The organism is Pseudomonas citronellolis (genome assembly GCF_029335315.1).
Classification (GTDB): Bacteria; Pseudomonadota; Gammaproteobacteria; order Pseudomonadales; family Pseudomonadaceae; genus Pseudomonas; species Pseudomonas citronellolis_A.
The window spans coordinates 1-12,370 of record NZ_JARJLT010000131.1 but is presented as its reverse complement, the minus strand read 5'-3'; the positions used below and the strand labels follow the sequence as shown (position 1 = coordinate 12,370).

Here is a 12,370-nt window from a genome sequence, read left to right as displayed (position 1 = left end):
TCCAGGGGATGATCGAGGAACTCCAGGTCGGCGCCCGCGAAGCGGTCACCACCATGGGCGAGAGCCAACGCTTCAGCCTGGAAAGCGTGGAGATCGCCAACCGCGCCGGTCAGCGCCTGGCCAGCGTGACCGGGCGGATCAGCGAGATCGACGCGATGAACCAGTCGGTGGCCACCGCCACCGAGGAACAGACCGCCGTGGTCGACTCGCTGAATATGGACATCACCGAGATCAACACCCTCAACCAGGAAGGCGTGGAAAACCTCAAGGCCACCCTGCGCGCCTGCGCCGACCTGGAGAACCAGGCCGGCCGCCTGCGCCAGCTGGTGGACAGCTTCCGCATCTGATCCGCCGACCAAGAAAAAGGCGCCTGCAGGCGCCTTTTTCTTACACTCACCCACCGTAACCTGTAGGAGCGGGCCCTGCCCGCGAATCGCGCGCAAGGCGCGCTCCTACAAGGGTGCGAACGCTCTACTAGCGCCGCTTGCCTCCCAGCAACGAACCCATCAGCCCGCGCACCAGCTCGCGGCCGATCTGGTTGGCCGCCTGGCGCACCACCGTCTTCATGGTCTGGCTGGCCAGGCTGCCGAGGATTTCCCCGGCCATGCCGCCCAGGCTGCTGCCGGTGTCGGCCTTGGTCTGGCTGGGCGCCATCTTGGCGTCGGTACGCCCGGTCAGGCGTTCGTAGGCCGACTCGCGGTCGATCGGCTTGTCGTAGCGCCCCGCCAGCGGCGAGGTGCGGATGAGTTCGGCGCGCTCGGCGTCGCTCAGCGGGCCGATGCGCGACTGCGGCGGGGCGATGGCCACGCGCTGGACCATGGACGGCGTGCCCTTCTCCTCCAGGGTGCCCACCAGCGCCTCGCCGATACCCAGTTCGGTGAGCACTTGCAGGGAGTCGAACGCCGGGTTCGGACGGAAGCCGTCGGCCACCGCGCGCAGGGACTTCTGCTCCTTCGCGGTGAAGGCGCGCAGGCCGTGCTGGATGCGCAGGCCGAGCTGGGCCAGCACGTCGTCCGGCAGGTCGCTGGGCGACTGGGTGACGAAATACACCCCCACGCCCTTGGAGCGGATCAGCCGCACGACCTGCTCCAGGCGATCGTGCAGGGCCTTGGGCGTGCCGTTGAACAACAGGTGCGCCTCGTCGAAGAACAGCGCCAGCACCGGCTTGTCGGCGTCGCCGCGCTCCGGGAGCTGCTCGAACAGCTCGGAAAGCATCCACAGCAGGAAGGTGGCGTAGACCTTGGGCGCCTCGTGCACCAGCTTGCTGGCGTCGAGCAGGTGAATACGCCCACGGCCATCGGCGTCCAGGCGCAGGATGTCCTCCAGTTGCAGCGCCGGCTCGCCGAAGAAGGCCTCGGCGCCTTGTTGCTCCAGGGTCGCCAGGCGCCGCAACAGCGCCTGGGCGGAAGCGCCGGTGAACAGGGCGCGATCGTCGCCGAGCACCTCCGGGTGATCCCGGAGATACCCCAGCAACGCCTTCAGGTCCTTCATGTCGAGCAGCAGCAGGCCCTGCTGGTCGGCGACCTTGAAGGCCGCATAGAGCGCGGCCTGCTGGCTGTCGGTCAGCTCCAGCAGGTTGCCCAGCAGCAGCGGGCCCATTTCGCTCAGGGTGGTGCGCAGCGGGTGGCCGGTCTTGCCGGCGACGTCCCACAGGCTCACCGGGTAGGCCTTGGCCTGGTAGCCCAGCCAGGGCATCGCGGCGATGCGCTCGGCCACCTTACCCTGGGGGTTGCCCGCCGCGCCCAGGCCACAGAGGTCGCCCTTGATGTCGGCGGCGAACACTGCGACGCCGGCGTCGCTGAAGCTTTCGGCGAGGTGCTGGAGGGTCACGGTCTTGCCGGTGCCGGTGGCGCCGGCGATCAGGCCGTGGCGGTTGGCCAGCTTCCACGGCTGGCCGACGGGCTGGCCATCGGGGCCGGCACCGATGATGAGTTCGTTGCTCGCTGACATCCTTGCTCCCCTGCTGAACGGAAGGTCACCCGGCAAGACTGGCGCGTCGCGCGGCGAAGCGCAACGCCGCCGCAGCGCTTTTCAGCCGTGGCTCGCGTCGACCCGGAAGACGTGCTTGAGGTAGCGGCCGAAGTTCTCGTCGTTGCACTGCATCTTGCCCGGGGTGTCGGAGATCTTCGCCACCGGCTGGCCATTGCAGGCGGTCATCTTCAGCACGATGTTCATCGGCTCGACGCCGGGAATGTCGCAGGTGAAATGGGTGCCGATACCGAAGCTGACGTCGATCCGTCCGCGCAGCGAACGGTAGATGTGCAGCGCGCGCGGCAGGTCGAGACCATCGGAGAACACCAGGGTCTTGCTGCGCGGGTCGATGCCGAGCTGCTCGTAGTGGGCGATGGCCTTCTCCGCCCACTGCAGCGGCTCGCCGGAATCATGGCGCAGGCCGTCGAAGAGCTTGGCGAAGTACAGGTCGAAGTCTCGCAGGAAGGCATCCATGGTGATCACGTCGGTCAGCGCGATACCGAGCTGGCCGCGGTACTCGCGAACCCAGGCGTCCAGCGCGGCGGCCTGGCTGTCGATCAGCCGCGGGCCGAGCTGCTGGTGCGCCATCAGCCACTCATGGGCCATGGTGCCGAGCGGCTTGAGGTCGAGCTTCTGCGCCAGGTGCACGTTGCTGGTGCCGACGAAACGCCCGGGAAAACCGGCCTTCAGCTCGGCGACCACGCACTCCTGCACGGCGTAGGAAAAGCGCCGGCGGGTGCCGAAATCGGCCATCTTGAAGCCCGCCAGCTCCTCCGCGCTGGCTTCGCCGCGCAGCCAGTCGAACTTCTCGTGCAGGCGCGCGCGCACCAGCTCCAGGCTCACCTGCGGGTGGCGCTGCAGGTTGCGCGCCTCGCTGACGCTCGCCAGCACCGGTACCTCGAAGAGGATCACGTGCAACCAGGGGCCTTTCAGGCGCAGGAAGAACTCGCCGTTCTCGATGCCGGTCTGCACGTAGCGCCTGTTGAAACGGAACAGTCCGAGGAAACGGATGAAGTCGGGCTTGAAGAACGGAATGCGTTCGAGGAAAGCCAGCTCCTCGGCGCTGAAGCTCAGGCAGGCCAGGGCCTCGATGCGCTCGCGGATGCCCTCCAGGTAAGGCCGCAGGTCCTCGCCGTTGCGGCAGCGGAACTCCCACTCCACCTCGGCGTTCGGGTAGTTGTGCAGCACCGCCTGCATCATGCTCAGCTTGTAGAAGTCGGTATCCAGCAGGTTCTGCACGCCGAACGGGGAAAACGCGGACCCAGCCATGCTCGCCTCTCGCTTGTCATCAGCCTGCAGTCTACCGGCCTGCCGGCGACGCGCGCAGAAAAAACCCCGCCGTAGCGGGGTTTTCGGGAAACTACCGGATCAGCGCGGCGCGCTGGCGCCCCCCTGGGACATGCCGAAGAGGAACAGCAGCAGGTCGTGATCCGGACGCGCCGCTTGCTTGGCCTGCACGTTAGGCGGCACGTGACAGATGTCCTGCAAGCCCTTGGAGTCGACCACCGTGGGGCCAGGCTCATGCCAGGCCGCCGCCGCCCAGGTCGCCACGCCCAAGGCGCCGACCAGGAGCAAACTTCGCGTGATTTCTAGTTTCATGTCTGCAACCCTTTGATGGCGCTGCCAAACGCCGCTTCGTAACCATAGACAAAGGCCTGCCACTGCGCTTCCGTCCACGACGAACGGCGTTTCACCTGGCGCAGGTCATGGCGCGCCGCACGCTTCGCACTGAAACGCTGGCGGGCTTTCTCCAGGTCGATCAGGGCTACATCGATCTGCTCGCCTTCGACCTTGACGAAGACGTGCTTGGTATACAGGCAGCCATGCTGCCAGCGACCGAGGTTGAGCTTGGCCAGGGTCCGCCCATACTGCTGCAGGACACGCTGGTGCAACGCCTCGCCCCAGCGCTCGTGGTCGCCACGGGCGTACAGGTCTTCCAGGCTGGAATAGCCGTCGAGGGATTCGGTGACCAGCAGCGCCTGCCATTCACCGTCGAGCTTGCGGCAACCGGCGTAGACCAGGGTCGGCACCTTGACCCCGAGGCGCGCGGCGGCCTGCAGGGCGTCGCGCTCGCGGATCGCGGTCGGGTAACCGAAGGGGTGCAGCAGGTCACGGTAGATGTGCCCCACTTGCTGCTTGCGATAGAGCAGGCGGCCATCGTCGGTGAGCACGCGCTGCACACCGCTCTCGCCGCCCCGACGCCGATTCGGCTCTTCCACCCATTTGCCGGGAATCTGCAACCAGCGATCGATGGCGTCCTCACCGGAAATTTGCTGCAGAGCTGCCAGATCAGCGCTCATCGTCACTCCTTACGCAAAATGTAGACCCGCCACATGTGGACCAGCGGGACGAAATCGATATGGTCCTGCACCTTGAAACCGGCCTGGCGGAACTCCGCCTCGATGGTTTCGGCGGGAATCACGAAGCGGTTCTGGTACTGGTGTTTCCGCCGCGTCGCCTCGGCGCGCCGGCGCTTCCATGCCTTGAAGTTGCCGTCCACCCAGAGCGACAGGACCACGCTGTCGCGCGTCACCCGATGGAACTCGCGAAGCATCGTCATGCGATCGCCCGACTCTCCGATGTGGTGCATCAGGCGCATGCTGAAGATGCTATCGACGGCGTTGTCCGGCAGATCGATGGCGAACGCCGAAGTCTGCAAAGGTCGAACCCGTTTGACAACCTCTTCCGGTTGACCGGCGCAGGCCACCGCGATCATGTCGGCGGAATTGTCCGCGCCGATGATCACCCGGTTGTCCTTCTCCGCCAGCATCGGCCAGAAACGCCCGGCGCCGCACGGCAGGTCCAGCACCAGGTTCGGCTGGCCGGCAAGCTTGAGCGCCTGGCGGGCGATCTGGACATCGCGCCAGTGGGAAAGTTTCCGCGACAGTCCGGCCTGGTGCTTGCGCAGGTAGCGCTCGGCGTGGGCGCGATCGTACTTCTGGGAAAACTCGAGGTCGACGGGCTTGTCGCTCATGGTGGGGTACCTGTTCGATTTTTATACGGAAGCTAAGGGCCGACCTGTATGAGGGTGGTCAAACCCGAGTGAAAATTGCGTCAATGGCCGGCCAGCAGGCGAACCTCGAAACGGCATCCATGCGGGTAGGCTGGCGTCAGGCTGACATCCCAGCCTTCCGCCGTGCAGATCCGGCGCACCAGCGAAAGGCCCAGTCCAAGGCCTTCGCCGCGTTGCTGAGGGCCACGCACGAAGGGTTGGAACATGCGCTCGCGCTGTTCCTCGGGTATCCCTTCGCCGCTGTCCTCGACGACAAATCCGCTGGCGGACAATTGCAAGCGGATGTGTCCGGAATCCGTGTAATGAGTAGCGTTACGTAACAGATTGCTCATCACCGAGCGCAGGAAGGCGGCGTTGAACTGTCCGTCTGGTGCTGCTCCACTCTCGTAGATCAGCGTCAATCCCTTCGCTTCTATGGGCCCGCGCCATTGCCCGACCAGGTCGTCGGCGATGCGTCGCAGGCCCGCCCGCGGCGCAATGTCGAGTTCCTTGGTGCGCGAGCGCGCCAACATCAGGAACGTCTGCACCAGGTCACGCATCTCTTCGCTGGCGGCGCCGATACGCGCCAGCTGGGTCCGCGACCGCGCGCTCAACCCCGGCTCCTCGGCGAGCAGCTCGCAACTGGTGGCGATGACCATCAGCGGCGTACGCAACTCGTGGCTGACATCGCTGGTGAACAACTTCTCCCGGTTCAGCACCTCATGGACCTGACCAATCGCATAATCGAACGCCGCCGCCAGTTCGCCGACCTCGTCGTTGGCGTAGTCCGGCGCCAGCGGTGGGGCCAGGTCCAGCAACTGATCGCGATGGCGAACCTGGCGCGCCAGGCGCGCCACCGGCTCCATCACCTTGCGCGACAGCAACCAGCCGAGCAGGCCGGCCAACGCCAGGCTGAGCACATAGCCGGTCACCACGGCGGCGTACAGTACCTGCTCGCGCGCCTCGAAATCGCTCTGATCCTGCAACAGCACGTAACGTCGCCCTTCGTCGTCACGCACCAGCGCGTGGAACGACAGTTCGCCGTCGAATACCTCGTGGAAGCCTTCGTCCAGCCTCTGCAGCGCCGGCGGCATGGCGTACACGCCGATACCGTCGCTGATATAGAAACGCATCCCCGGGTCCAGCCGCGGCCCGCGACCGCTGTGCAGGTCCTCGTTGATGATCCGGTCCAGTTCGCCGCCCAGATCCCGTGAGATCAGGCGCTCCTCGACCACGTGCACCACGCCGACGATGCTCAGCGAAAACAGACCACCCACCAGGGCGGTCATGAACACGAAAGCAAAGACAATCCGACGGGAAAGGCTCTGCTTATACTCCATTCGTTTCCTCCGCCAGGCGGTAGCCGACACCATGGACGGTGTGCAGCAGCGACATGGCGAACGGCTTGTCGATCACCTGGCGCAACTGGTGGACGTGGCTGCGCAGGCTGTCGCTGTCCGGGCAATCGTCGCCCCAGACGGCTTCCTCGAGCACGTCGCGGCGGACCACGTGCGGGCTCTTCTGCATCAGCACGGCCAGCAGCTTCAGGCCGATCGGGTTGAGCTTCAGCGCCTTGCCGGCGCGGTTCACTTCCAGGGTGTCGAGGTTGTAGCTCAGGTCCGCCACCTGCAGTTCGCGGCGACCGCCACCCTGGGTCCGACGCAGCACCGCTTCGATACGGGCGGCCAGTTCGGACAGGGCGAAGGGCTTGAGCAGGTAGTCGTCGGCACCGGAGCGGAAGCCCTGCAGACGGTCATCCAACTGGTCGCGGGCGGTCAGCATGATTACCGGGGTGTCACGCCGCGCGTCTTCGCGCAGGCGCCGGCACAGGGTGAAACCGTCCAGGCCCGGCAGCATCACATCCAGCACTATCAGGTCGTAGTGCGCCGTGGCCGCCAGGTGCAGGCCGGACAAGCCGTCCTGCGCGCAATCCACGGTGTAACCCTTGAGTCCCAGGTAGTCCGCCATATTGGCCAGGATGTCCCGATTGTCTTCTACCAACAGAATCCGCATGTTCCTCTCCTTGAAGGGCAATCTAGCCTAGCTCGCTTAATTGGAACTTAAGCGTCTTTGACGTTTTTTTCACATTCGTTCGGTCAGGCGGCGGCCTACGCCAGCCGGCGCCTGCGGCTCATTTGCCGAGCAGCCAGTTGCCGGTCAGCAGACCGAGCAGGGTCATCGCCAGGGAACCGCTGACGTGCACCGCGATGGCGCCCATGGCCCAGGCCAGGCGACCTTCCTGCAGCAGCGTGACGACCTCCGCGGAGAAGGTCGAGAAGGTGGTCAGGCCACCGCAGAAACCGGTAATGATCAGCAGGCGCCATTCCGGGGCGATGCCCTGCGCGGTGGCGAAGTAGGCGACAGCGAGGCCGATGATGTAGCCGCCGATCAGGTTGGCGGCGAGGGTGCCGGGGGGGATGGTGGGCAGCAGGCTGTTCAGCTTGAGGCCGAGGTACCAGCGCAGCAGCGCGCCGACGGCGGCGCCGAGGGCAATGGCGAGAACGGGTTTCCACATGTTCCTGTCCTTGAGGGGTAGCGGACAGGGCGCAGGCGAGCGCCTACGCGCCTGATCCAGGTAAATGCGTAGGCATCATCAGCCACAGGGGCGGTTAGAAGGAGGAATGCCATCTCCTGCGCGGAACATCTTGGCACAAAGCGCCGGGAGCGAAAACGAAAAAGCCCCGCCGAAGCGGGGCTTTTTCTCAGCCTGGGGCCGGGTGGCTAAGAACCTATCTACGATCTGCTGCGCGTCGGCATAACTGCGTTAAAAACAGGCGAGCGATGCTCATTTAGCGGACTAAACTCGAACGCGAGCCCGGTCCGTCCCTCGCCTGTTTTGACTCGCTGCGCTCGCCCTTCGGGCCAGCCTTCGGCTGTTACTCCCGTTGGTCGTTGCGCCTTGTTCTGCTCTAGCTCGCGAGATCGTAAACAGGCTCTTACATCATGCCGCCCATGCCACCCATGCCGCCCATGTCCGGCATGGCCGGAGCAGCTTTGTCGTCAGCCACTTCGGCAACCATGGCCTCGGTGGTGACCATCAGGCCGCCGATGGAAGCAGCAGCTTGCAGCGCCGAACGGGTGACTTTGGCCGGATCGAGGATACCCATCTCGATCATGTCGCCGTACACGCCGGTAGCAGCGTTGTAGCCGAAGTTGCCCGAACCTTGCTTGACCTTGTCGACCACTACGCTCGGCTCGTCGCCGGAGTTGGCAACGATCTGACGCAGCGGAGCTTCGACAGCGCGACGCAGCAGGGCGATACCGACGTTCTGGTCTTCGTTGTCGCCTTTCAGGCCTTCGATGGCCTGCAGGGCACGTACCAGGGCAACGCCGCCGCCAGGCACCACGCCTTCTTCCACAGCAGCGCGGGTAGCGTGCAGGGCGTCTTCGACGCGGGCTTTCTTCTCTTTCATCTCGACTTCGGTGGCAGCGCCAACCTTGATCACGGCAACACCGCCGGCCAGCTTGGCCAGACGCTCTTGCAGCTTCTCACGGTCGTAGTCGGAGGAAGTCTCTTCGACCTGCTTGCGGATCTGCAGGACGCGGGCTTCGATGTCGGCTTGAGCGCCGGCGCCATCGATGATGGTGGTGCTTTCTTTGCTCAGGACCACGCGCTTGGCGTTACCCAGGTGCTCCAGGGTGGCGCCTTCCAGGCTCAGACCGACTTCTTCGGAGATGACGGTACCGCCGGTCAGGATGGCGATGTCCTGCAGCATGGCCTTGCGGCGGTCGCCGAAGCCCGGAGCCTTGACGGCCGCGACCTTGACGATGCCACGCATGTTGTTGACGACCAGGGTAGCCAGGGCTTCGCCTTCGACGTCTTCAGCCACGATCAGCAGCGGACGGCCGGCTTTGGCAACGGCTTCCAGCACCGGCAGCATTTCGCGGATGTTGGAGATCTTCTTGTCGACCAGCAGCAGCAGCGGGCCGTCGAGCTCGGCCACCATGGTGTCCGGCTTGTTGATGAAGTAGGGGGACAGGTAGCCACGGTCGAACTGCATGCCTTCTACGACGGACAGTTCGTTTTCCAGGCCCGAGCCTTCTTCGACGGTGATCACGCCTTCTTTACCGACTTTTTCCATGGCTTCGGCAATGATGTTGCCGATGGAGTCGTCGGAGTTGGCGGAGATGGTGCCGACCTGAGCGATGGCCTTGGTGTCGGCGCACGGCTTGGCCAGGTCTTTCAGCTGAGCGACGATGGCCACGGTGGCCTTGTCGATGCCGCGCTTCAGGTCCATCGGGTTCATGCCGGCAGCGACGGCCTTCAGGCCTTCGTTGACGATGGCCTGGGCCAGAACGGTGGCGGTGGTGGTGCCGTCGCCGGCAGCGTCGTTGGCCTTGGAGGCAACGTCTTTCACCAGCTGGGCGCCCATGTTCTCGAACTTGTCTTTGAGTTCGATTTCCTTGGCGACGGAAACGCCGTCCTTGGTGATGGTCGGAGCACCGAAGCTCTTGTCCAGGATGACGTTACGGCCTTTCGGGCCGAGGGTGGCCTTGACGGCGTCGGCCAGCACGTTCACGCCGACCAGCATTTTCTTGCGAGCGGAATCGCCGAACTTAACTTCTTTGGCAGCCATGTTCTCTTTCCTCTAAATCGAATTCGGTGGGGAGGGTGCGGACTGAATCAGTCTTCCAGGACGGCGAGGATCTCGGACTCGCCCATCACCAGCAGTTCTTCGCCGTCGACCTTGATGGCGTTGCTGCCCGAGTACGGGCCGAACACCACCTTGTCACCCACCTTCACTGCCAGGGCGCGAACTTCGCCGTTGTCCAGCACGCGACCGGTGCCGACGGCGACGACTTCGCCACGGTTCGGTTTCTCGGCGGCGGAACCCGGCAGCACGATGCCGCCAGCGGTCTTGGTTTCTTCCTCGCTGCGACGGATGACGACGCGGTCATGCAGAGGACGAAGCTTCATAGTCGTAACTCTCCCAAACAATGGTTTCCAACGGCCGGTTCGATGTCCGGCGGGTTTTGTTGAATCCGGCTTCGCCGGTTTGCGGCCCGGCAGGCGGGCCGCGTAAGACAGCCTGTCCAAGCGACAGGGACCTTGCGGTGCCTGCTACATGAGGTCGGCGCAGAGCATTTCAAGGCCGGGATGAAAAAAATTTCAGCGCAGGCGGTCGTTCTCGCGGCGCTCGAACTCGCCTTCGATCACGTTCGGCCCGCTGGGTCCACGGGATTGCGCCGCCGGGTCGCCGGCGAAGGCGCGGCGGCGCTCTTCCTGCTCACGCATGCGCCGTTGCACGCCGCCCAGCAGCAGGCGGCGGGTGAACGGCAACAGGCAGAACAGGCCGATGATGTCGCTGATGAAGCCAGGCAGCATCAGCAGCGCGCCGCCAACGGCGATCACCAGGCCTTCGAGCATCTCCTTCTCGGGCAGTTCGCCCTGGGCCAGGCGCTCGCGGGCGCGCCACAGCGTCGCCAGCCCGGCCACGCGCAGCAGCGCGGCGCCGAGGAAGGCGCCGGCGATCAGCAGGAGCAGGGTCCAGCCCACGCCGATGACGCTGCCGACCTTGATCAGCACGGCCAGTTCGATCAGCGGAAAGAGCAGGAGGAAAAACAGGGAAACTCGCATTTCAGGGGTCCTTGGCGGGGCGTCGGCCCGGATAACTCAAGTAGTTGGCGCCGACGCCTGGCTATTTCAAGCCTGGATCACCTCGTTGCCCGGCCAGACCTCGGCCCTGGCCAGTTGCACCAGGGCCTGGCGCACCGCGCCGGAATCGCCGCAGGGCGCGGGGAACGGCAGCCAGTGCAGGGTCGCGCCGGCGCGCAGGTGGAAACCTTCTGTATCAATCCCCGCCAGCTCCGGCGCTTCCGCCGGCGGCAGCCCGGCCAGCGCCAGGTAGTGGACGATGGCGTCGAGGTGGTCGCGGTTCATGTGCTCGACCATCCCCGTCTCCACCGCGCCGGCGAAGGGGTTGGCCAGCGGCACGCTGTCGGCGCCCAGCCAGTGGATGTCGCCGAAACCGCCGATATAGCGCCACTGCACCGGTTGCAGCACCCAGAAATCGAAGTCATGGGCCTTGTGGTAGTCCTGCGAGGCCGGGAAATAGCGGTAGTAGCGACTGGCCGCGGCGTCGATCTGCTCGACGTCTTGCAACTGCCGGGCCTCGGCCAGCAGGGTCAGGCGACCGGCGGCCTGGATGTCGGCGGCGCCGCGCTCGCCGATCAGCAGCGAGCATTTGGCGTCGGCCTGCAGGTTGTGGGTGTGCTGGGCGATCCGGCTGATCAGGATCAGCGGCCGGCCCTGCTCGTCCAGGCAATAGGGGACCACCGAGCCGAAGGGGAACCCCGGCCATTTCTTCGACTGGGTGGAGAGCACGCCGCGGTATTCCTTGAGCAGCATTTCTCGGGCATTCTTGGCAGCTTTCACGCTCACCTTATGACTCCTCGCTAAGAATCCGTCGCAAACGGACGGGCACTGACAATTCGTTCACCGTTGCCGGCGAGGCCACCTACAGACATTGCCGTGGGGATTCAAACCATGCAATTGCAAGACAAGGTCATCATCATCACCGGCGGCGGCCAGGGCCTGGGCCGCGCCATGGGCGAGTTCCTCGCCGCCAAGGGCGCGAAACTGGCGCTGGTCGACCTCAACCAGGAGAAACTCGACGCCGCCGTCGAGGCCTGCAAGGCCGCTGGCGGCGACGCCCGCGCCTACCTGTGCAACGTGGCCAACGAAGAACAGGTTACTCACATGGTGGCCCAGGTCGCCAGCGACTTCGGCGCCATCAACGGCCTGGTGAACAACGCCGGCATCCTTCGCGACGGCCTGACCATCAAGGTCAAGGACGGCCAGCTGAGCAAGATGAGCCTGGCCCAGTGGCAGTCGGTGATCGACGTCAACCTGACCGGCGTGTTCCTCTGCACCCGCGAAGTGGCGGCGAAGATGATCGAACTCGACAACCAAGGCGCGATCGTCAACATCTCCAGCATCTCCCGCGCCGGCAACATGGGCCAGGCCAACTACTCGGCGGCCAAGGCCGGGGTCGCCGCCGACACCGTGGTCTGGGCCAAGGAACTGGCGCGCTACGGCATCCGCGTGGCCGGCGTAGCGCCGGGCTTCATCGAGACCGACATGGTCGCCAGCATGAAGCCCGAGGCCCTGGAGAAGATGACCTCCGGCATCCCGCTCAAGCGCCTCGGTCGCCCGGACGAGATCGCCCACTCGGTGGCCTACATCCTCGAGAACGACTACTACACCGGTCGCGTGCTGGAGCTGGACGGCGGCCTGCGCCTCTGATTCCGTCGCGCTTACGAAAAGCCCCGCTCAGGCGGGGCTTTTCATTTGCACGGTGCTTCGCAGGAGCAGCTGTCTTCATCGCGGGAAAGACTGACGCCAGGACTTCGCAGGGTGCGCCCTCCGCCAAAGGCGCTGGGCTCCCGCGTTCGCGGGAGTGACGG

13 protein-coding genes, 1 pseudogene and 1 riboswitch are annotated in these 12,370 nt (G+C 65.2%); of the genes and pseudogenes, 2 read left to right on the top strand and 12 right to left on the bottom strand.

Annotated elements, in window-relative coordinates; translation table 11 throughout:
- Positions 1-347 (top strand): annotated as a pseudogene (locus tag P3W75_RS11035) (chemotaxis protein); the annotation flags it as partial.
- Positions 348-474: 127 nt separating this feature from the next.
- Here the strand turns inward: P3W75_RS11035 and P3W75_RS11030 are convergent.
- From P3W75_RS11030 to P3W75_RS10975, 12 genes are all read right to left on the bottom strand, one after another.
- Positions 475-1,950, bottom strand: coding sequence for a helicase HerA-like domain-containing protein (locus P3W75_RS11030; RefSeq protein ID WP_276227419.1), 1,476 nt, complete (start codon positions 1,948-1,950; stop codon positions 475-477).
- A gap of 81 nt (positions 1,951-2,031) precedes the next feature.
- Positions 2,032-3,240 carry a nicotinate phosphoribosyltransferase gene (pncB, locus tag P3W75_RS11025; protein WP_276227418.1) on the bottom strand — a complete coding sequence of 403 codons (1,209 nt, stop codon included), beginning with the start codon at positions 3,238-3,240 and terminating at the stop codon, positions 2,032-2,034.
- 99 nt (positions 3,241-3,339) lie between these two features.
- Positions 3,340-3,570: a hypothetical protein gene (locus P3W75_RS11020; protein ID WP_276227417.1), complete on the bottom strand. Its 231-nt coding sequence runs from the start codon at positions 3,568-3,570 to the stop codon at positions 3,340-3,342.
- On the bottom strand, positions 3,567-4,271 hold the full coding sequence (locus P3W75_RS11015) for a lipopolysaccharide kinase InaA family protein (protein WP_276227416.1): 705 nt from the start codon (positions 4,269-4,271) through the stop codon (positions 3,567-3,569). Before P3W75_RS11015 ends, P3W75_RS11020 begins: the two co-directional genes overlap by 4 nt.
- A gap of 2 nt (positions 4,272-4,273) precedes the next feature.
- On the bottom strand, positions 4,274-4,945 hold the full coding sequence (locus P3W75_RS11010; RefSeq protein ID WP_276227415.1) for a class I SAM-dependent methyltransferase: 672 nt from the start codon (positions 4,943-4,945) through the stop codon (positions 4,274-4,276).
- 80 nt (positions 4,946-5,025) lie between these two features.
- Positions 5,026-6,303, bottom strand: coding sequence for a sensor histidine kinase (locus P3W75_RS11005; RefSeq protein WP_276227414.1), 1,278 nt, complete (start codon positions 6,301-6,303; stop codon positions 5,026-5,028).
- On the bottom strand, positions 6,293-6,976 hold the full coding sequence (locus P3W75_RS11000; RefSeq protein WP_276227413.1) for a response regulator transcription factor: 684 nt from the start codon (positions 6,974-6,976) through the stop codon (positions 6,293-6,295). Before P3W75_RS11000 ends, P3W75_RS11005 begins: the two co-directional genes overlap by 11 nt.
- 118 nt (positions 6,977-7,094) lie before the next feature.
- Positions 7,095-7,478 carry a fluoride efflux transporter CrcB gene (gene crcB / locus P3W75_RS10995; RefSeq protein WP_276227412.1) on the bottom strand — a complete coding sequence of 128 codons (384 nt, stop codon included), beginning with the start codon at positions 7,476-7,478 and terminating at the stop codon, positions 7,095-7,097.
- Positions 7,479-7,540: 62 nt separating this feature from the next.
- Positions 7,541-7,604: riboswitch (Fluoride riboswitch) on the bottom strand.
- Between the two features lie 295 nt (positions 7,605-7,899).
- Positions 7,900-9,540, bottom strand: a complete 1,641-nt coding sequence (gene groL / locus P3W75_RS10990) for a chaperonin GroEL (protein WP_276227411.1) — start codon at positions 9,538-9,540, stop codon at positions 7,900-7,902.
- 47 nt (positions 9,541-9,587) lie between these two features.
- Positions 9,588-9,881, bottom strand: coding sequence for a co-chaperone GroES (locus P3W75_RS10985; RefSeq protein WP_003094064.1), 294 nt, complete (start codon positions 9,879-9,881; stop codon positions 9,588-9,590).
- Positions 9,882-10,073: 192 nt separating this feature from the next.
- Positions 10,074-10,541 (bottom strand): FxsA family protein, encoded by a 468-nt coding sequence (locus P3W75_RS10980; RefSeq protein WP_276227410.1) that lies wholly within the window; start codon positions 10,539-10,541, stop codon positions 10,074-10,076.
- 66 nt (positions 10,542-10,607) lie between these two features.
- The gene (locus tag P3W75_RS10975) at positions 10,608-11,345 is read right to left on the bottom strand and encodes a HugZ family protein (protein WP_276227409.1); all 738 of its coding nucleotides are present in this window, start codon (positions 11,343-11,345) and stop codon (positions 10,608-10,610) included.
- Positions 11,346-11,450: 105 nt separating this feature from the next.
- Between P3W75_RS10975 and P3W75_RS10970 the strand changes: the two genes are divergently transcribed.
- Positions 11,451-12,209, top strand: a complete 759-nt coding sequence (locus P3W75_RS10970; RefSeq protein ID WP_276227408.1) for an SDR family oxidoreductase — start codon at positions 11,451-11,453, stop codon at positions 12,207-12,209.
- The last annotated feature ends 161 nt before the right edge of the window (positions 12,210-12,370 follow it).